This window comes from Williamsia serinedens, assembly GCF_024171725.1.
Taxonomy (GTDB): Bacteria; Actinomycetota; Actinomycetes; order Mycobacteriales; family Mycobacteriaceae; genus Williamsia_A; species Williamsia_A serinedens.
The window spans coordinates 1-18,756 of the sequence record NZ_JAMTCG010000011.1; the positions used below are offsets into that span (position 1 = coordinate 1).

Annotated in this window: 24 protein-coding genes; 17 read left to right on the forward strand and 7 right to left on the reverse strand. The window is 66.5% G+C overall.

Annotated features, from left to right (window positions below; translation table 11 throughout):
- Together LX12_RS21110 and LX12_RS21115 are read left to right on the forward strand one after the other, a co-directional pair.
- The coding region (locus tag LX12_RS21110; protein ID WP_253656589.1) for an integrase core domain-containing protein at positions 1–232 on the forward strand (232 nt) is incomplete at its 5' end.
- A 47-nt stretch (positions 233–279) separates the two neighbouring features.
- On the forward strand, positions 280–942 hold the full coding sequence (locus LX12_RS21115) for a GAF and ANTAR domain-containing protein (RefSeq protein WP_253656590.1): 663 nt from the start codon (positions 280–282) through the stop codon (positions 940–942).
- A 122-nt stretch (positions 943–1,064) separates the two neighbouring features.
- Here the strand turns inward: LX12_RS21115 and LX12_RS21120 are convergent, their stop codons facing one another.
- The gene (locus LX12_RS21120) at positions 1,065–2,441 is read right to left on the reverse strand and encodes an NAD-dependent succinate-semialdehyde dehydrogenase (protein WP_253656591.1); all 1,377 of its coding nucleotides are present in this window, start codon (positions 2,439–2,441) and stop codon (positions 1,065–1,067) included.
- A 335-nt stretch (positions 2,442–2,776) separates the two neighbouring features.
- Between LX12_RS21120 and LX12_RS21125 the strand changes: the two genes are divergently transcribed.
- Genes LX12_RS21125 through LX12_RS21140 form a run of 4 tightly spaced genes read left to right on the forward strand, consistent with a single transcriptional unit; the run spans position 2,777 to position 4,457 of the window.
- Positions 2,777–3,058 (forward strand): hypothetical protein, encoded by a 282-nt coding sequence (locus LX12_RS21125; protein ID WP_372505121.1) that lies wholly within the window; start codon positions 2,777–2,779, stop codon positions 3,056–3,058.
- Between the two features lie 2 nt (positions 3,059–3,060).
- Positions 3,061–3,945: a universal stress protein gene (locus tag LX12_RS21130; protein WP_253656593.1), complete on the forward strand. Its 885-nt coding sequence runs from the start codon at positions 3,061–3,063 to the stop codon at positions 3,943–3,945.
- 11 nt (positions 3,946–3,956) lie between these two features.
- The gene (locus LX12_RS21135) at positions 3,957–4,184 is read left to right on the forward strand and encodes a hypothetical protein (protein WP_253656594.1); all 228 of its coding nucleotides are present in this window, start codon (positions 3,957–3,959) and stop codon (positions 4,182–4,184) included.
- 42 nt (positions 4,185–4,226) lie between these two features.
- Positions 4,227–4,457: a hypothetical protein gene (locus LX12_RS21140; protein WP_253656595.1), complete on the forward strand. Its 231-nt coding sequence runs from the start codon at positions 4,227–4,229 to the stop codon at positions 4,455–4,457.
- 409 nt (positions 4,458–4,866) lie between these two features.
- Here LX12_RS21140 and LX12_RS21145 read toward each other — a convergent pair whose 3' ends face one another.
- Together LX12_RS21145 and LX12_RS21150 are read right to left on the reverse strand one after the other, a co-directional pair.
- On the reverse strand, positions 4,867–5,445 hold the full coding sequence (locus LX12_RS21145) for a DUF6036 family nucleotidyltransferase (RefSeq protein WP_253656596.1): 579 nt from the start codon (positions 5,443–5,445) through the stop codon (positions 4,867–4,869).
- Positions 5,442–5,768 (reverse strand): hypothetical protein, encoded by a 327-nt coding sequence (locus LX12_RS21150; RefSeq protein ID WP_253656597.1) that lies wholly within the window; start codon positions 5,766–5,768, stop codon positions 5,442–5,444. Before LX12_RS21150 ends, LX12_RS21145 begins: the two co-directional genes overlap by 4 nt.
- Before the next feature lie 151 nt (positions 5,769–5,919).
- Between LX12_RS21150 and LX12_RS21155 the strand changes: the two genes are divergently transcribed.
- Both LX12_RS21155 and LX12_RS21160 read left to right on the forward strand, forming a co-directional pair.
- Positions 5,920–6,807 (forward strand): hypothetical protein, encoded by an 888-nt coding sequence (locus tag LX12_RS21155; protein ID WP_253656598.1) that lies wholly within the window; start codon positions 5,920–5,922, stop codon positions 6,805–6,807.
- A 343-nt stretch (positions 6,808–7,150) separates the two neighbouring features.
- Entirely contained in the window at positions 7,151–7,744 is a 594-nt protein-coding gene (locus tag LX12_RS21160; protein ID WP_253656599.1) for a hypothetical protein, read from the forward strand.
- A 204-nt stretch (positions 7,745–7,948) separates the two neighbouring features.
- Here the strand turns inward: LX12_RS21160 and LX12_RS21165 are convergent, their stop codons facing one another.
- From LX12_RS21165 to LX12_RS21175, 3 genes are all read right to left on the reverse strand, one after another.
- A complete protein-coding gene (locus LX12_RS21165; protein WP_253656600.1) occupies positions 7,949–8,368 on the reverse strand; it encodes a hypothetical protein in 420 nt (139 codons plus the stop codon).
- A gap of 111 nt (positions 8,369–8,479) precedes the next feature.
- Positions 8,480–8,848, reverse strand: coding sequence for a histone-like nucleoid-structuring protein Lsr2 (locus LX12_RS21170; protein ID WP_253656601.1), 369 nt, complete (start codon positions 8,846–8,848; stop codon positions 8,480–8,482).
- Between the two features lie 116 nt (positions 8,849–8,964).
- Entirely contained in the window at positions 8,965–10,278 is a 1,314-nt protein-coding gene (locus LX12_RS21175) for a PIN-like domain-containing protein (RefSeq protein ID WP_253656602.1), read from the reverse strand.
- 456 nt (positions 10,279–10,734) lie between these two features.
- Between LX12_RS21175 and LX12_RS21180 the strand changes: the two genes are divergently transcribed.
- From LX12_RS21180 to LX12_RS21210, 7 genes are all read left to right on the forward strand, one after another.
- Positions 10,735–10,908 (forward strand): hypothetical protein, encoded by a 174-nt coding sequence (locus tag LX12_RS21180; protein WP_253656603.1) that lies wholly within the window; start codon positions 10,735–10,737, stop codon positions 10,906–10,908.
- A gap of 12 nt (positions 10,909–10,920) precedes the next feature.
- Positions 10,921–11,289: a hypothetical protein gene (locus LX12_RS21185; RefSeq protein WP_253656604.1), complete on the forward strand. Its 369-nt coding sequence runs from the start codon at positions 10,921–10,923 to the stop codon at positions 11,287–11,289.
- A 113-nt stretch (positions 11,290–11,402) separates the two neighbouring features.
- A complete protein-coding gene (locus LX12_RS21190) occupies positions 11,403–13,043 on the forward strand; it encodes a ParB/RepB/Spo0J family partition protein (RefSeq protein WP_253656605.1) in 1,641 nt (546 codons plus the stop codon).
- Positions 13,044–13,119: 76 nt separating this feature from the next.
- Positions 13,120–13,470, forward strand: coding sequence for a hypothetical protein (locus tag LX12_RS21195; protein ID WP_253656606.1), 351 nt, complete (start codon positions 13,120–13,122; stop codon positions 13,468–13,470).
- Positions 13,471–13,789: 319 nt separating this feature from the next.
- Positions 13,790–14,038 (forward strand): hypothetical protein, encoded by a 249-nt coding sequence (locus LX12_RS21200; protein WP_253656607.1) that lies wholly within the window; start codon positions 13,790–13,792, stop codon positions 14,036–14,038.
- Between the two features lie 366 nt (positions 14,039–14,404).
- The gene (locus tag LX12_RS21205; RefSeq protein WP_253656608.1) at positions 14,405–15,097 is read left to right on the forward strand and encodes a hypothetical protein; all 693 of its coding nucleotides are present in this window, start codon (positions 14,405–14,407) and stop codon (positions 15,095–15,097) included.
- A 113-nt stretch (positions 15,098–15,210) separates the two neighbouring features.
- On the forward strand, positions 15,211–15,510 hold the full coding sequence (locus LX12_RS21210) for a hypothetical protein (protein ID WP_253656609.1): 300 nt from the start codon (positions 15,211–15,213) through the stop codon (positions 15,508–15,510).
- Between the two features lie 18 nt (positions 15,511–15,528).
- Here the strand turns inward: LX12_RS21210 and LX12_RS22315 are convergent, their stop codons facing one another.
- Positions 15,529–16,512: an HNH endonuclease gene (locus tag LX12_RS22315; RefSeq protein ID WP_253656610.1), complete on the reverse strand. Its 984-nt coding sequence runs from the start codon at positions 16,510–16,512 to the stop codon at positions 15,529–15,531.
- A 520-nt stretch (positions 16,513–17,032) separates the two neighbouring features.
- Here LX12_RS22315 and LX12_RS21220 point away from each other — a divergent pair.
- Together LX12_RS21220 and LX12_RS21225 are read left to right on the forward strand one after the other, a co-directional pair.
- On the forward strand, positions 17,033–17,983 hold the full coding sequence (locus tag LX12_RS21220; RefSeq protein WP_253656611.1) for an ArdC-like ssDNA-binding domain-containing protein: 951 nt from the start codon (positions 17,033–17,035) through the stop codon (positions 17,981–17,983).
- Between the two features lie 43 nt (positions 17,984–18,026).
- Complete coding sequence (locus tag LX12_RS21225) at positions 18,027–18,488, forward strand: hypothetical protein (protein WP_253656612.1); 462 nt, start codon at positions 18,027–18,029, stop codon at positions 18,486–18,488.
- Positions 18,489–18,756: the final 268 nt, after the last annotated feature.

An 18,756-nucleotide genomic window follows, 5' to 3' on the forward strand; every position in this document is an offset into this window, starting at 1 on the left:
CGTCCACAAACGCACACGCCCTTACCGGCCCCAGACCAACGGCAAGATCGAACGGTTCCACCGCACCCTGACCGACGGCTGGGCCTACGCCCGCCGCTACGACAGCGAAACCGCCCGCCGCGACGCCCTACAGCCCTGGATGCACTTCTACAATCACCACCGAGCCCACAGCGCCACCGGAGGTCGGCCACCCATCACCCGCCTGACCAACCTCCCTGGACATCACAGCTAGCGCGCGCGCTGCACGGTGACCGCGCCCATGCTCCCGATCCCGACGAGGTGCTCGCTGACACCACCGCCTCGGCGGTGGCCATGCTTGAGCCCGTTCAGCACGCCGCGGTGACCCTGACCCACACCCAACGCACTGGGCGGCCCACCCTGACGTCGACTGCTGCCACCGACACTGTGGCCGAGCGGTTCGACAAACTGCAACACACCCACCGGCAGGGCCCGTGCTTCGAAGCGGCGTGGGAGTCGGGCGTGGTCGTCATCCGGGACATGACCACCGAACAACGATGGCCTGAGCTGGTCGATAGAGTCACCGCCGAACTACCCATCCGGTCAACGATGTCGATCCAGTTGTGGGTGACTGACAACGAGATGGGTGCGCTGAACCTGCACTCCGATCAGGTCGACGCGTTCGACTTCGACACCGGCCAGCTCGCGCTCAACCTGGCCACCCACGCCGCGATCGCTCTGTCCGGGGCACGCCGCGATCAGCAATTCCGCTCCGCGCTGGCCTCCCGCGACATCATCGGCCAGGCCAAGGGCATGCTCATGGAGCGGTTCGACATCGATGCGGTCTCGGCATTCGAGTTGCTCAAGAGGCTGTCCCAGGACACCAACGCCGCATTACGCGACGTCGCCACCCAACTGGTCGACGCCGACCACCCCACGCCTCCAGCCCAGGAAGACCTCTCGCGTCCCGGCGAACGTCCCTGACCCCGTTCGACCAGGACATCAACGGTCTGCGCATCTGTCACGCCGCCCACGGCGAGTTCACCCGGCTGTTCACCGGCACCGACCTCGACCCGCCTAGCTCGGCCGCAGGATTGTGCCCTCGATTATTCCGCGGCGGTGCGTCGCAGTTTGGCGTTGACGAATTCGCCCATGCCCCACCGTCCGAGCTCTCGACCGAATCCCGATCGTTTCACCCCGCCGAACGGCAACCCCGGCAGAGTCGTGCCGTGTTCGTTCACATACGCCATGCCCACCTCCAGCCGGTCGGCGACGGCGCGAGCACGGTCGAGATCGGGACTCCACACCGACCCGCTGAGACCGAAGTCCACATCGTTGGCCAGCCGGACCGCGTCGTCGACCGATTCGGCCCGGTAGATCATCGCCACGGGGCCGAAGACCTCCTCGCCGTAGACGTCCATCTCGGCAGTGATACCGGTGAGCACAGCGGGACGCATGAACGCGCCGTCACCCTCGATCGCCGTCCCGCCGGTGTGCAGGGTCGCGCCCTGCTCGACAGCGCCACGGACCTGGTCGATCACGGTGTCCCGGGCCTCCACCGATGACAGTGGTCCGAGGTCGGTGTCGTCGGCGGCGGGGTCGCCGATCGTGACGGACTCGAACTCGGCGACGACCGCGTCAACGAATTGGTCGTAGTGCTCGGACGCGACGATGAAGCGTTTCGGCGAGTTGCAGGCCTGGCCCGTGTTCGACAACCGCGCCGTGGCTGCGGTTCTCGCGACCGATGCGACGTCGTCGGTGTCGAGGACGATGAACGGGTCCGAACCGCCGAGCTCGAGAACCGCCTTCTTGAGGTTGCGTGCCGCGACCTCCGCGACTGCGCTGCCCGCCTTCTCGCTACCGGTGAGCGACACGCCCCGGACGCGCGGGTCGGCGATCATGTCGGCGACCTGGTCCGAGCTTGCGTAGACGTTGATGTAGGCGTCCCCGGGTACTCCAGCGTCGTGTAGGGCGTCGGCCATCAGCGCCGAGGATGCGGCGCAGATGCTGGCGTGCTTGAGGATGATCGTGTTGCCCGCCATGAGGTTCGGGGCGACGAACCGTGCGACCTGGTAGTAGGGGTAGTTCCACGGCATGACTCCGACGAGCGGTCCGATCGGTGCGGTCTGCACTATCGATTCCTCAGCCCCCTGGGGGTCGAGTGTCTCGTCGGCGAGCAGATCGGGTCCGTGGTCGGCGTACCAGCGGTAGATCGACGCCGCCAACTCGACCTCGGCGACGGATTCCGCCCGCGGCTTGCCCATCTCGGTGGTGATCGCGACCGCGAGTTCGTCGGAACGTTCTGCATAGATGTCGGCTGTACGCCGTAACGCGGCGGCGCGCTCGTCCGGCGACACCGACCGCCAGGAGTCGAACGCTGCTGCGGATCGGCCGATCACCGTGTCGACCTGCGTGTCGGCGATGGAGGGGAACTCGCGCTCGGTGCGCCCGGTCGCGGGATTCGTCGTCGCGTAAGTGCTCATCTTCCCACGCTACGCCGACGGCGATTCGCCGAGAACTGTGCCGCCGGATCTGGCGTGTGCGCTGACCGCCCCGCCAGTCACGAGGAATATGCAAGAACCCGAGCGAGTGGTTGCGAGTCGCGGTTGTGGGGCGGACGGTGGAGTGACGGGAGCCCGCGAGTCGCGATTCCGATTCGCCCCGTGTGGGTTCTCGTAGGGCATGCGGTGTGTCATCCGCTGTTGGCAACGCAGTTGTGTTGGGCCGCCTGTCCGTCCAGTAAGACTGTTCTTCCGCCGGGTGTGGGACGGGGCAGTTCCACTCCAGCCATGAGGTGGCCTCAGTCCGGTGCTCGCAGATGGTGGTCGGGAGAACAACGACATCGAGGAGGAAGACAGTGACCGAACCCGTCTCGCAGGCCGGCGCGATAACTGGAACCCCGGACACCCACTACGACCTGTACTGGTTCATCGAGAAATGTCTGAACAACGCGTTGCGTCTGCAGACGTTCATCGTCGACGCCTACAGTGCCGGCGACACCGAGTTGGCGACGTTGTTCGAAAAGGCGAAGGCCGACAGTCAGAAGGGTGCTGAGCAAGCCCAGCGCCTGCTGTACGCCCGGCTATGGGCAGGTGAGTAACGATGCCGGTCACCCTGGAGGCCGCAGATGCGATCTGTGTGGGTGTCGACGGATCCGAGGAGGCCATCACGGCCTCTCGGTGGGCCGCACACGCTGCGCTCCGAGAATCAACCGCGCTGATGATCGTGCACGCCTATTCGCCGGCAACGGTCGTCGACGCAGCGGTGCCCCTACCTCAGGAAGCCATCGACGCCGCTGTGGTCGACGCGCACCGCCTCGCCGACGACGCGGCAGCCGCCGCGAAATCGGCCGCACCGGGGGCGGCTGTAGAAGCGGTCGCGATGGCCGGACCGCCCGCGGACGTGCTGGAACACCTCTCGGGTGTGGCACGCAATGTCGTAGTCGGTACGCGTCATCTCAGCGGAATTCGCCGGTTCCTGGGCTCGGTCAGTTCCGAGGTCGCCGCCCATGCCCGCTGCCCGGTCACCGTGGTGGCCGGGCCGGGTGTCCCGGGCGGGCCGGTCGTAGTTGCCACCGACGCCACCCCCATCTCCGACGCCGCAGTCGCCGAGGGATTCCGGCAGGCGTCGATGCACCGGACGAGACTACGGATCGTCCACGCCCTCACCCCGCCCGCGGTCATCACCGGACCAGCCGTCATCGCCACCAGCGAACAACTCACCACCCCGGCCCGGGGCGCGTTGGATGAACAGATCGCACAGCACCAGCACCGCTATCCGGCGATGCATGTCGACGAAACCCTCATCGGCGGCGTAGATCCGGCCCGCGCGATCCTCGACGCAGCGACCGGGGCCAGCATGGTCGTACTCGGCACCCACGGTCGCGGCCGGATCCGATCACTGCTGCTGGGGTCGACCAGCGCCGCGGTCCTGCGCCGTGCCCGATGGCCCGTCACCTTCACCCACCCTGATCCTCATCGAGTCTGAGAGGAAGCGGCATGCACGAAACCGCCCGCCGCGGCGATCTGCTCGATTACGCCGTCGAGCACTATCACGACCACACCCTGGACCCCGCCAGCATTATCGACGACCTGCACATCACCCCAGACCGGTTCTTCACCAAGCTGCTCGGAATCCTCAACGAACACCCACCACACGTCGACGACACGACGCGACGCAACCTCGACACGACCGCCCGCCGCTACCTATGGCTACACCGCTGCTGAACCACACCCCGCCCACTCCACACCTACGAAGGTGACAACGCGATGACCACTGAACCGACTCCGCTGGCCCGCACGATCGCCCTAATCGCCGCCCAATACCCCAACCGACCCGCACTCGCCTTCAACCCACAAGGCCACCTCGTCGACTGGCAAGAGATAGACTCCGACGGATGGGTCCACAACGCCGACCCCGATGACCGCCACTACATCGTCGTCGGCGGAACCAACCCCGACGCCACCCAACAAGTCATCAACGCCACCGACAACCAGTAGCCCGCCGCCCCCTTTGCCCCTGTGGCGTCTCGTTCCCGGTGTGAATCGCCCTGGGTATCTCAGAGGCTCGTGCAAACCCGCGTCGCTAGTTGCTGGTCCCCAGGGGTCGGGGAGCCCCGTCATCAGTAGCGCGGAGTGCTCGTCCCTACCGCGTTCGTCGGATATTCTTCGCTCGCCGCCGACGGGACATCGCTATCCCAGATCCCCCGGCGACCGCTGGGTTGAAGACCCGCCCAGGGGGTGCGAGTGGCTCGCGTTGCTGGGTGCAACGACGATCAGCGTCGGGCCACATCTCTGCGAGAACCTGGTTCTCGCAGCAAATTTCGCGCGCCGATAATTTACCTTATGTCAGGTCGTGGCCTTGTAGCATTCTCCCGCAACGGTTTTTCGAACATTGCGGGGCAGAAGACTACCGCGCGGACTCGACCAACCTGACTGCTCGTTCGATCCGCCGCTCGTCCGGTTCGTGATCACCCCAATCGAGTCGCCCAGTCACGCGCGCGAGTACTTCGTCTACGTCGATCAGGTTGCTCCTGACGAGGGCGATCACGTACTCGACATCATTCGGGCGGCCGGCAAGCGCCTTGGACACGCAGATGTCCACCGGGCTAAGACACCAGCCGGCCTGTTCTCGCTCCCCTTCAGGGCCTGTGATCTCGTAGGATTCCAATCGGTTTTCCCAGCCCTTTGCCAGGATCAGCGTCCGCATCGAGATTCCCTCGACGTAGAACCCGTTTTCGTTGTGGAAGTCGCTGTCTTCGCCGACGGCCACATTTATTCGCGAGATTGCCTCTTCTACCTCGGACGGCGCTGCCCCAATGAACTGGAGTTCTGGGGTTGCGTCCATCTCACCGGAGAATGAGAGCGCCGCAGGTAGTGCCGCCGCTTCGTAGCTGCCCAAGATGGCTTGTGAGCCGACCACGATCACGCACGCACGTGCCGCCCTGTAAGCAGCTTCGATTCCGATTCGAAGCTCCTCGTTATTCACGCGGCGATCTGGTGTGCCCGCTCGATCACATGCAAACGCTGATCTTCGCTTAAGAGGCAGCCGAGCGGTGATACCGCGCGCATCATTTCCGCAAGCCCGTCGCTACCTGTTGCGTAGTGCTCGATGCCAGCAACGTCGGACGATGAAACGAGCGTCTCCCATATGTCTAGGCACTGTTCGTACAGCTCGCCACCAGCGTGCGCGCGCTTCTGCTCCAAGCGCTTGCGGACAAGCGGGCTCTCGAGAAGGCTGGGATCGCTTCGTAGCAGGTCCAGCGCGATTTCATGCGTCATCGACTGACGTAACGACTTGGCTCCACGCATTTGCTGGACCTCCTTTCAAGCTTGACTGGTGTCCAAACTAGCACGCCTGTGCGGATAACGCCAGGTCAGAGCTGTTTATGCCAAGCCCGCGCGGTGTCCGACACCTCTGATAGACAGCGACAGTAGCCGCACAGTTCGGACAGGGGGCGAGATGGGGGAACGACCACTGCAAAACGGATCGCGTGGGACCGAAAAGCCCTGGTGGGAGCGTTGGCCGTGGGCGCTAGCGCTGTTTCCGATCGTCTACGCCGGATCCCGCGTTCTGGCTGTCTCACAGGGCGACCCCGAGATCGTCCGGACGCTGGTCCAGAACATCGACGTGACCGGGCTGCTGCTGTCGACGTTTCTGCCCGTCGGGAGCACTATCGCGCTGTGGGTATTCGTCGGGGTTGTAGCCGGCCGCGTCAACACCGACCGGAAAGAGGGCAAGAGGGCGTCCGAGACGTTCGGGTGGGTGTTTCTCCCGACCGTCCTCGTGGCTGCCCTGATCGTCTCCGAGACGCCTGCGTACCTAGTCCTCATCAACGGGGCGGGCCTTGTGACGATCGCGGTCGCCTACTTCGCCGCTAGACACCGCGGACGAGCGAGAGTCGCGGCCCGGTTGGTCCCGATCGGATTCGGGGTCGTCGGAGTCGTCGCCATGGTCTTTTTCACGGTGATGTTCGTGCTCGGGTTTGGTCAGTCGAACTGGCTGCCACGAGAACGGATTGACGTCCTCGAACAAGCACCGACCAGCGGCTATGTCGTGTCGGCTGACCCCCGGTGGACAAAGTTGCTCACCGACGACCGACGGATCGAGGTCGTTCCGTCGACCTCGGTGCTGTCGAGACACCCGATCCAACACGAGCCGAGCCGCTGGCAACGCCCACTGGTGAATGCGAACTCCGACCCTGTCGTTTCAGGATCTGTGGTGACGGCTGTTCTCGTAGTCCTCGCTCTTGCGATTCTCTTCGCGTCCGCCGCAGTACAAGCGCGGTCAGTCGTCCACGATATGGCGGACCAGCCGACCACTGCCGGCCCGTCGGGAGCTGCTCCGTAACGGCTGTTCCCGATGGGCAGCAGCCGAAACGCACAGTGAGCAGGCCGGGCACTCTCACGCCGTGTGGTTACCTAATAGCAGCGAAGTATTCACAGGCGTTCGATTTCTACTCACTGATGCCTGGCGCGGGGGTCGGGCGGCTCCCAGACAACGCGGATGTGGGTGCCGCCGCGGCGATCGATGCGCTTATTGCGCAACGCCATCGCGAATTCGAAGCTGCCGAGGAACCCTCCGGCTGTCCCGCCCAGCTCATCGACTAGATCGAACCGTTCGCACGGATTCCCGGGTAGCCGCGCCGCCACTGACTCGTCGCTGCTGGTAGGAAAGCGGCCATACTCGATGAGTGCGTGATCCGGGAGACTTCGACGCCGTGGCCTACGTTGTGGGCCCATTCGCGGAGCTGCTCGACGCCATAGCGGCAGTGTCGCGAGAGATCACGTCAACAGCGCTGGCGGCCGCGGATCAAGGCGGAGGACGGCTAGTGGCGCACTCGCATTCCGTTGTCGATGTCGCCACCACCGAAGGGGTGCAACACCTGGTCTCGGTAGTCATGTGTTTCGACTCCGACCCTACGGACGCAGGTGGGGAACTCGTCGGCACTGTCCTGAGCCTCGGCCCATTCGCCTCGGTGAACGCCGCGTCTGATGCTGTGGCGGGTGAGGCATCGATCGGTTGTCACCTGATGTACGAACGCGAAGGGCTCGCTTTTGCGGGTATGTCGCACGACGTGACTCAGACAGCTGTGCGCGGAAGTGATCAGTTCTTCGCCAACGCCGCCGTGACCTATCGCAGAATAGATTCCTCGCTGGAAGTCCCGATCGAACCCGCGGCCCAGCAGATTGCTCACCGCTGGCCACCGCCTCGACGAGGCTTACGGTTCCGTCTTGGTGGCAACAAGAATCAGCGCATAGCCCACTATCGCCGAAACGGCGGGTGACCAGACCATCCTGTTTTCCCGTTGATGATGTTGCAACGCGGTTACTCTCACGCTCTGCAACTCGCCCCAACTCGGCGCCAATAATCTATATTATGTCAGGGTGAAGTCGAAACATTCAGTCCTGCTGCCGTTTTCGGCCATGCTAGCGGAATGGCCGTCCGACCTCGCCGCAAAGCCTCCACCGATCCTGCCGAGGCCCGGCGCTCACGAGTAATACTGCGTCCCTGGCGTACCTAGCCCGGAGCCGTTCGAGCCCGGATCGAGCGGGCCCTCTTTGGTGTATTCGCTGAGGTAGATCCTTCGCCATCGCGGCCAGTCGAGGAACCGGTCGCCGGACTGGGCGCGGTAGATGCCGTAGGCCCGTCGTTTGGTCATCGTCCATGACCCTTTGGCCTCGAAGGCGGCGCGGCGGGCGGCACGATCGGCGAGCTTGATCTCGGCCGGGGTGAGGTCCGGTGACGGGTAGTCGGAGAAGATCGGCCCCCACGATCGGGTGCGCGGGACTCTCGCTGGTACGCGGCGGACAGTGCGGCGAGGCGACGCCTCAGCCCACGCCGTGAGCGTCACCACGACACCCCACGCCGCGACGAACACGGCCAGCTCGTGCGACCCGGCGACGAACACCCCGGTAGCGACGACCGCGAACCCGACACCGGCTGCCGCCGCGGCATACCGCTCGCCTCCTTCTCCGCTGGCCGGCCATCTACGGCTCCTCAAAGGGCGTTTGGGCGCCTCTCACCGGGAGCGGTTCCGCGCGGCAAGGTAGCTGGCACGGATGGGTGCGGGGATGCGGCCCCGGTCGGGGACCTGGATGCCGTTGTCGCGAGCCCAGGAGCGGATCTCGGCCGCATCAGCGTTGCCCGGCCTGGACCCGCCGACCGGGCGGACCGCTGCGCGTCGACCGCTGACCCGGCGGGAGGCCGCGAGCAGCTGCGCGACGGTGATTGCCCGGTCGCCGGACTCGAGCCCGGCGAGACGGTCAGCGCTGGTGTCGAATTCGTAGTCCACCCCGCGCCAGGACCACGCGACGGTGGTGGCCTGGTCGGCAGCGATCTCGGTGCCGTCGAGATCGTCGACGTAGATGGTGTTCACGGTCTGCGCCATATGTGATCGCCCCCAAAGCTGGTGTCTATCGGTTAGGCCCCCACCCAGCCCGACACCGTACACAACAGACGCACAACGCGGTTGAACTCGCGGTCAAGGCGGCCCGGGCAACCGCTCTATTGGTGCGCGTCCTGATCATCGTCAGACGCCGCGTCGGGGGCGTCTGACTCTGTCGTCTTCTGCTGCGGCGATGGCGGGTTCGAGTCCATGTTCTCGAGCGGCGCCAGCCTTCTGGTTGTCGCTGCGTTCAGGAGAGCAATGTCCGGAAACATCTCGCTCGGCGGGCGAGCATGAATTTTCTGGCGGACAAAGTCTGAGAACATATCGCTGGGGGTTGGATAGGTGATGTTCTCGCGAAGGCTGTCCAAGATTGATTCGAAGACCGTCGAATTGCGCAACGGATCCAACGCTCCTGCCTGCCGCGCAAGGTCCGCAAACGCGTTACCCGAGCCCACCCCGCTTGTGGGCGTGGACGCTGCGGCTCGCGCCGCAGCCTGGAACTGCCGGCGGCGATCGGCCTCGCGTTCATCCGCCTCAACAACCTCAACCGTCTCAGCTGCGACCTCTACGTCCAAGTATTTGCGGGCGTTTTCCAACAACCCGCCCCATTTCATGCTGTGAAACGACTGCCCGGTGTCAACAGCAAACTCCTGCCGCAACGCCGGCAACGGCCCCGCGGCCTCGCCGGCCGTTCTATGAATCCAGTCGCGTTTCGCATCCCCGCTGACGAAAAGCACAGGCAGCGTTTCCGCCACCGCGAGACTCTTCATCTCCAACCAGATGAGAGGATCGCCAATCCCGCCGTCTTCCTTTTCTTTGTCCTCGGTGCCGGGAGGGAGACCCCTCCTCAAGCGATCTCGAACGTCTTTCTCACGCTCCTCGCGCTCCTCGCTGGACGGCCGATACCCTACCTGGCCCGGGTCGCTGAACAGTCGCTCGATCCGATCCCGAATCTCATCGCGGACGCGAACATCGCTGGGCACTACAACGTTCGTTCTCGCAGCAGCTTTCAGCTCTCGACGCACCCGACGAACCAGCCGCTTAGTCGCCTTCCGAGCCACCCGGTTCAGCTCATCCTGAACGCCCGGATCGCGCATAGCCCCGATTCGGTCGAACAAAACCTTCAGCACCACCTGCGGTGACTCCTCAAGCTCCCTCAACGCGCGCAGCACATCGTCGTACTGGCGCTTATGCTCACCCACCGTTCTCAGCCGATTTCGATGGAACTCAAGCCCCGCCTGATACGTCAACCGCAGCCGAGGGCGTATGCGATCATGCTCCAACGTCGAGAACAGCGCCTCCCGCGTCTCCGCGCTATGCCGATACAGATCAAGAAGCACATTCGAATCAAGAACAATCAGGCCATTCGACACAATCTCGCGCAAATCGTCATCATCTGGCCAATACCACTCAGCAAAAGTATCTCGCATCCCGCTGACCTCCTTACGCCATCAAACCCCAACCCATTGAGCTACCGCGACCCGACGACCTCCCGCACAAACGCGGCTCCCGCACAAACGGCTTGGTCTGGTGGTGCGGTCGAGCCACTCACCCACTCCTCCCCCGCCCGGCCAGGATGCCGGCGAGCCCACCACAACCACTGCGGTGCTGCGCACCGAATCGGAGCGGCCCTGCGGGCCGCACGGTGACCCCGGCCTAGCGGCCGGGGCGCATTTATTTGCCCTTCTGGCCGTCCGATTTTGACCGGCGTCGTCCGCCGCACAACCCCTGACGTGCCGCCCCTGCGGGGTCGAGAAACTTCTCTCCCCCACTCGCTGCGCTCGCAGAGAACTTTCCCGATCAGGGGTTGTGCTCTGTCCTCCTTTGCCGGTCTTTATCTCCCTTGCCAGAAGGGCAAAAAGATTGGCGGACAACAGGAGGCAGCCATGACCGGTATCGACCCCATCCTCGCCGCGCAGGTGGCGTGGCGCATGCTCGCAACCCCCACCGACGGACCGTTCGACGCCCTGGGCGTGGACGAGAAGGCCGCTCTGATGGAGCTGGGCCTGGACGACCCCGCGATCCGCGAGGCCGCGACCGTCACCGTCGAGATCGCCTGAGAGGGGCAGGACATGAGCACCAACCACATTCACCTCGACCCCGATGCCCTGACGGTGGAAGGCCCGAACCTGACCGCCGTCGCCGTGGTCGCCGCGATGAGGGGGATCAGCAAGAACCAGGCCCGCGAACAGCTCCTCGCCGAATGGGACGAGCGGCTGGTGTCGGGGATCCACTCCGAGGCGCAGATGGCCACCGACTGGCTCGCCAAGGCCCGCGACAACACCATCGCCGGGGACCTCGCGACCGCCGCCCTCGACGTGATCGCCGCCCAGGAATGCCACGCCGCGATGCAGGTCTACCGCGAGCAGCGTGAGCACTGCGCCGCGATGCGCCGCATGAACGCCGAGCACCCCGACCTCCGGGACCAGAACTACCGCTGACCCGACCAGGGTTCGCGGGACGCGGACAGCCCGACCGGGTTGCCGCACAACAAAAACAACCAGCCGATCCCTAGTCGGCTGGCTGTTTCACTCACAGATTAGAGGAGACACCAGTGGGAAACAACCAGAACACCACCCCCGCCGCCGCGACCACCGAGGCGATCATCGAGCACGTCGACCCGGCCACCCTCGTGGTCGACACGAACGTGCGGACCGAGGCCAGTGTCGACCGGGCGTTCGTCGCGTCGATCAAGGAGCGCGGGGTGATCCAGCCGGTCCTCGCCACCCGCGACAGCGAGGGCACCCTGCACGTGCGCGACGGGCAGCGTCGCACCCTCGCCGCGCGGGAAGCCGAGCTGACCAGCATCCCGGTGTACGTAATCGCGACCGACGCCGCCGGGGACGAGGCTGAGGTCGAGCGGATCACCGATCAGCTCATCGCCAACGAGCACCGCGCCGACCTCACCAGCACCCAGCGGGTGCAGGCCGCGCAGCAGTTGATCGCGCTCAACGTCTCGCGCACCAAGATCGGCAAGGTGACTCGGCTGGGGTCGACCAAGGCCGTCGACGCCGCCGTCGCCGTCGCGGGCAGTGAGGCCGGGATCAACGGTCTGGCGTGGGGCCTGACGATCGAGCAGGCCGCGATCCTCGCCGAGTACGAGGACGCCGGCGACACCGAGGCCGTGGAGGCGCTGACCGCCGCAGCCGGTGAGGGCCGGTTCGACCACAAGGCCGCGCAGCTCGCCGCGACCGCCGGTGACCGGGCCGCGATCCGCGCAGCCGCCGCCCCGCTCATCGAGGCCGGGTACACGATCCTCGAGTCCCGCCCGTGGGGCTACGGCAGCGAGTACACGCCGCTGAGCCGCCTGGTGCACATCGAGACCGGCGAGGACGTCACCGACGATCAGGTGTCGTCGCTGACGCGGGAGTACCTCGCCGCCGACGTCGACGTCGAGGAGGTCTGGACCGACGCCGAGGGCCTCCCGGTCGATGAGTCCCGCATCGACTGGTCGCTCGATGAGGACTCCGACCCTGCCGACACCCCGCGTGAGGGATGCCTGGACCCGCGCACCCTGACCGAGGGCGTGGCAGCGGTCGTGACGTGGTTCCACACCAACCCCGCCGAGGACGGACTGGAAACGGCGTCCGCACGCTGGAACCGGCAGCACAACCAGGACGCGACACTCGCCGCCGCGACCGAGGCCGGTGCGGTCACCGAGACCGGGGAGATCGACCACGAGGCCCTCGCGGCAGCGCAGAAGGAGAAGGAGGCCGCCGAGCGCCGCCAGGTGAAGGCCCTCAACAAGGCCGGTCTCGCCGCCCAAGAGGTGCGTCGCGAGCACGTGCGGACCCTGCTGGCCCGCAAGACCCTCCCGAAGGGCAGCGGAGCCGCCGTGGCCCGGTTCACCACCGAACTGATGTGGCGGTTCTACGACCAGCTCGGCCTGACCCGTCAGGACGCCGACACCCGCAAGATCGCCGCCGACCTGCTCGGTGGGGACCCGCTCGCTCTCGGGGAGGGAGCGTCGACCGAACGGGCGCAGGTGATCGCGCTGGCCGTGGTGTGCGCCGCGCACGAGGCGAACCTGCCCAAGGACGCGTGGCGCGGTGGCCACGAGTACAACCGCAACGTCGCGGCGGCACGGGTCGCCTACCTGCGATTCCTGGCCGACGTCACCGGCTACACGCTGGCCGACGTCGAGAAGGTCGTCACCGGCGACCTGACCGCCGACCAGATCGACCTCACCGCCTGACCCCGCCCGCGTGGCGGCGGGACCAATCCCGGTCCCGCCGCCACCGGTGCCCTCGCTCTGCCCAGGAGGACCACCCATGCTCGTCGAACCCGAACTGTTCGCCCACTGCCCGCTCCCGGGCTGCGACACCCTCACGGCCACGCAAGGCCAACCGTGCGACGGCTGCCGGGAGGCGTTCGGCGCCCTGCTCGCCCACACCCCCGGAGGTGCCCCTCTCACCGCCGCCGACCAGGCAGCCCGCGACGCCGAGACCCTCGCCGCCTACCGCAGCCACGCCGCACTCACCACCGCCGACGCCGGCGACGACACCGAGGCCGGCGAGGGTGAGACCCGGTCGAACCAGCGGTGCTGGCTGTGCGAGCAACGCCGCCGCTGCACCCGCATCGCCCGGCGATGGGAGTGCCGCGACTGCGCCACAATCGCATGATGGACGGCGGCCTGGCGGCCGCGAGTGGTGTGGCCCCGGATCGACCGGGGCCACACCACCCCCATCGACTCACCTGGGACTGGTCCGTGACGCCACCGAGTGTGGCTGGCCGGGGACCCCGACCGGTCAACCCACACTCCGGGACTTTCGCGTGTTCTCCGCTGCGCTACGTCCACGCGCTGCACCGACCACGGCCACCCGGGCTCGCTACGCTCGCAGCCGAAGTCGGCTCCGGTCCCTGCGCTCTGGCGGGGTTGACCGGCCACCCCAGCCAGCCCTGACCACGGCGGTCACACACCGCCTACGAAAGGGAAACCCGATGCGCCGCAACACCTGGTCCTACGACAACATCACTGGCACCACCGCCGACGCCGACCTCATCATCCGCGCCCACACAGTCCTCGGCGGCGGATTCATCGCCCTGGCCGACCTCGAGGCCATGGTCGACATCGCCCCCACCGACTGGGACCTCGCACTGCACAGCATCGAGATCCTCGGTTACGGCGCGATCATCGGCGGCGGGCTACTGCTCACCGTCACCCCCCGCTACGCCGACCCCGACGCCTAACCCGGACCCCGGGGCACCCCGCCGCCCGCGGCCGACGGGGTCGCAGCGGGGGTGCTGGGCGCCCCCGGAATCGGAGCGCCCCTGCGGGTCGCACTGTCGACCCCGGCCTAGCGGCCGGGGCGCTTGCTGATTTGCCCTTCTGGCCGTCCGATTGTGACCGGCGTCGTCCGCCGCACAACAGCGCGTGCGCGGCCTCCGGCGGGAGACGACACCAGTTCTCAACCCGCCCTCGCTGCGCTCGGTGAGAACTGGCCCCGCTCCCCTGTTGCGCTCTGTCCTCCTATGCCGGTCTTTATCTCCCTTGCCAGAAGGGCAAAAAGATTGGCGGACAACGGGTCCGTCACCTCAGAGGCAAGGAGGACCGCCATGGTCAGCTCGAAGGATCACAAGGTTTCCCAGGTCGAGCGCCGCGCGCGCGACCGTCACCGCCCGCGCCACGAGACCACCCCGGTGCCCGCACGCACCAACGGTGTCGTGACCCGCCTGCACATCACCGCCGCCGGTGAGCAGGCCGGGACCGTCCGCGTGATCGCCCCCGGCACCGACGTTCCCGCGCTCGTCGTCGAGCTGCCCGGATTCACCATGCAGTTCCTGTGCTGCGAGCAGGTGCAGCACGTCCTCGGACTGTTCGCCCTCGCCCGCCAGGCCCGAATGGGGATGCCCGAGCGTCTCGCGATCCCCGGACTGCGCAGCGCCGCCGAGCTGGCCGACATGCATTCCACGCTCACCTGGACCCGCGTCCCTATGGGCGCAGCCAGCCGGTCGACGTTCACCCACCCCGTCACCCGCAACGTCACCCCGTGCGTGACCCTGAGCATCGACCCCGTCGCGATCACCATGCTCGACACCACCGCGATCGAGACCACCGTCGAGACCATGCAGCGCGCCCACAAGCTCGCCGTCGCCACCTTCGACGACGGATACATCTACCGACACAACAGCGCCGCGCCCAGCTGGACACCCCGCGCCGCACACCGGTTCGCAGTCCGCGGAACCGGCTGGCTCGTCGACCACCCCGACCGCAAAGACCCCCCGGTCACGATCCCGCCCCGGCCGTGATCCCCAGGCCCCGGCCCATCCACAGGCCGGGGCCTACGGCGGTCCGCACAACCGCGACCGGTGGGGTGGCAGGTCCATGCTGGACCCACCACCCCACCGACCCGGGAGCACCGATGATCTGCTGGAGCGTCACCGCATTCACCGCCACCCACCCCGATGACGGCATCCTCACCGCCGACGCCGCCACCAGCCTCACCGACGCCCGACTGGCGGCCGGCGAGGTCGCCATCGCTGCGCTCGACGACCTCGCCGGCCGCTACCCCGACTCCCCGCCCTTCCTGTCGATCAGCATCGACGACGCACCCGTCCTCGTCGCCGCCGCCGGCAAAACCCGCGCCGGCGGCGTCGACTTCCAAACCCTCATTGACCAGGTCGAGCAGATGCGGCGGACGGTCGGTGTTCTACGAGACTGACGGCCCCGCACTCAACTACTAGGCGGGAAGACGGTTCGACTTGGTCCTGTTGCACCGCCAGCACAGGGTCTGCAAGTTCTCCCGGACTGACAGTCCTCCACGCGAGACCGGAATGATGTGGTCCACTTCCAGCAACAGGTGAGGCTCCACCATTACCGACACTCCACATCCCTGACACGTGAAATTGTCGCGTTGCTTGATCTCGCTTCGCAGTCGCGCGGTCATCAACGCACGCTGACCGGCCGCGCTCCTCTTGAACCGAATCTTCTCGGCGAGGAAAAAAACGAGATGGTCAATGGTCTCGGTGTCCAGGATGATCCTGGCAACCTGGCTACTGTTCCCGCCAGCGCTCACGTACTCGAAAATGTACTCCGGGTAGGGAATTTCTACCGAGTTCAGGCGGACGCCTACTTTTGCCATGAAGCGGTCCCAGTAATGCTCGACAATGAAGCGCGGTGGGTCAAATGACGCCAAGAGTGACTCCTCGCGCTCCGAAAGATTCCTGACCGCGCCCTCCAAACGCGCGACTTCAGCGCCCAACGCTTCCACCTGCGTAAGTCGGCTCTCCTCTGGTTTGATGTTGAAGTACTTGCTTAAGTACTTCAAGGGGTCGTTCGATGCGTTCCGGACCGTTTGCAGCGAACAGGTGTGCACATTCGATGCTGACCCAGACGAAACGTTGCGGTCCCGCTGATAGTTGAACGCACTCCTGTTCTCAAATGACGCCAGGTGCGACTGACTCCCCGCCGCCGAGGTGCCTAGCGTCAACCGTTCACTACGGCGGAGCTCGTCGAGGTAACCCGCGATCTGGTTGTGCTCCTCCACGACCTGCTGAAGGGCGCTTCGCTGTCGTACGAACGGCTCGCTCGCGAAATATAGGCGGGCGCGAATCGCGCGGAGAATTTCAGGACCAAAGTACGCTAACGCGACCAAGAAAATCGCGGGGATGGTGATGAACCAGATTGAGACAAAAAGATAACGGACTACATAAAAAATAATCACCAGTAGAATTATCGCAACAACTATCGGCAACGATCCACCCCGTCGACGTCGGCTCGGGCAATGCTCGAACAGCATGCTATGGCACAAATCGGACGTACAGCGCACCGTTCTGCGCCTGCATTCGAGCTACCGCGGCCCCGGTGACCTACCGGGCAAACGCTGCTCCCGCACAGCTGGCCTGGTCTGGTGGCGCGGTGGAGCCGCTCGCCCGGTCCTTGAGGCCGGCGGTGACGCCAGTGGCCGGGATGCGGGCGTGCTGCGCACGCTCGGAGCGGCCTGCGGCCGCGCGGTGAACCGATCTTGTTGGTTTTCCCTGCTGGCCGTCCGATTGTGACCGGCGGGCTCCGCCACGCAACCCCGCGACACCGGTGTGCCCTGGCGGGTCGGAAAACTTCGCAACCCGGCTGCGCCTGAGAACTTTTCCGTTCGCGGGGTGGCGCTCTGTCGCCCTGATGCCGGTCTTCATCTCCCTTGCCAGCAGGGCAAACAAATTGCCGCGCACCGAAGGGGAGCAGTCGTCATGGGTAGTCGTCGCACCGTCAGCACTCGATCGGCCGAGCAGAAGGCCGCCGATCGCCGCGCCAAGGCCGAGCAGATGCAGGCCCAGATCGCCGAGCAGGTGCAGGCGATGGCCGAGTCGACCGGCTGGCGCGAATGGTTGGACTACCTCGCGAACTTCCACAGCTACAGCCTGCGGAACATCCTGCTTATCGCTGCTCAGCGCCCCGACGCGACCCAGGTCGCCGGCTTCCGCACCTGGCAGTCCCTCGGGCGGCAGGTCCGCAAGGGCGAGAGAGCGATCCGCATCTTCGGGTTCTCCTCGAAGAAAGTCACCGAGACCGACCCCGCCACCGGCGAGGAGTCGCAGACCCGCATTCCTCGGTTCCCCATCCTGAGCGTGTTCGACATCGCCCAGACCGACCCCATCGACGGGACCGAGGACCGCACCGTCACCGAGCCCGGCGACATCGTCACCCACGTGCAGGGTGAGGACGAGACCGGCATCTACGACCGGGTCGCCGCCTTCATCACCGCCCAGGGCTGGACCATCACCCGCGAGCAGATCGCCGGCACCACCAACGGATACACCCGCGTTGACGGCACCAAGCAGATCGTTGTCGACGCCGACCTCGCGCCCGCGCAGGCAGCCAAGACGATGATCCACGAGACCGCCCACGCGCTGCTGCACGCCGACCCCGACGGCAACCGCGTCGACACCGGCGACGTCGAGGCCCACCGCGGCATCCGCGAGGTCGAAGCCGAATCCGTCGCCTACGTCGTCGCCGCCCTCTGCGGCCTGGACACCAGCGCCTACAGCGTCGGCTACATCACCGGATGGGCCGACGGCGACCCCGAGCTGGTCACCGCCACCGCAACCCGAGTCCTCGCCTGCGTGCACCGCATCGCCGACGCCCTGCACCCCCACGACGACCAGGACGACACCGACAGCGCGGCGCCCGACGCGGCCTGAGCCGACCCCCGTTCGACAACCACCAACAGAAAGAGAGATCGCCATGAGCACCCGACAGGAATGGGCCACCACCAGCGACGCCCTCTACGGCGTCATCACCCGCGCCGAGTCCGTCGAGTACGTCGGACAGACCATCGACACCAGCCACGCCCTGCAACTGTGCGGCGGCAGCGGCGACGGCCTGGTCATCGAAGGCGACCCCGGCGAGCTGGTCGCGTTCATCGACCAGGTCCACGCCCACGTCCACGCATTCCTCGACACTCCCCCACGGGTCGAGCTGATCGTGGTCCGCGACCCCGACGGCGACACCACCACCCGGCTGTTCCTCAACGGCCGCGAGACCCCCACCGCGACGGTCACCGTCGACGCCGGCGCCGGCTGGACCCGCGGCGACTGGACCGCCCACCGCGACAGCGCGGTCGCCGACGCGAGCTGTCCCGCCGTGGCCGCGGCGATCGGTGAGGCGTTCACCGACCCGCCCGGGGCCGAGCACATCACCGGCTGACGCCGGCGCCCCCGCCCGCCGGCGATGCCGGCGGGCGGGGGTCGCGTCACGACCAGCAGCGGACCGGGCCTGCGGGCCCGGGCGGTGTCCTCATCGGAGCGGCCTGCGGCCGCGCAGAACTCCTGCCCTGTCGGGGGTTTGCCCTTCTGGCCGTCCGATCGTGACCGGCGTCGTCCGCCACGCAACCCCGCGACGTTCCGCCCCCAGGGGGTCGGGAAACTTCCCGTCCCGTACTCGCTGCGCTCGCACGAGAACTTTCCCGCTCGCG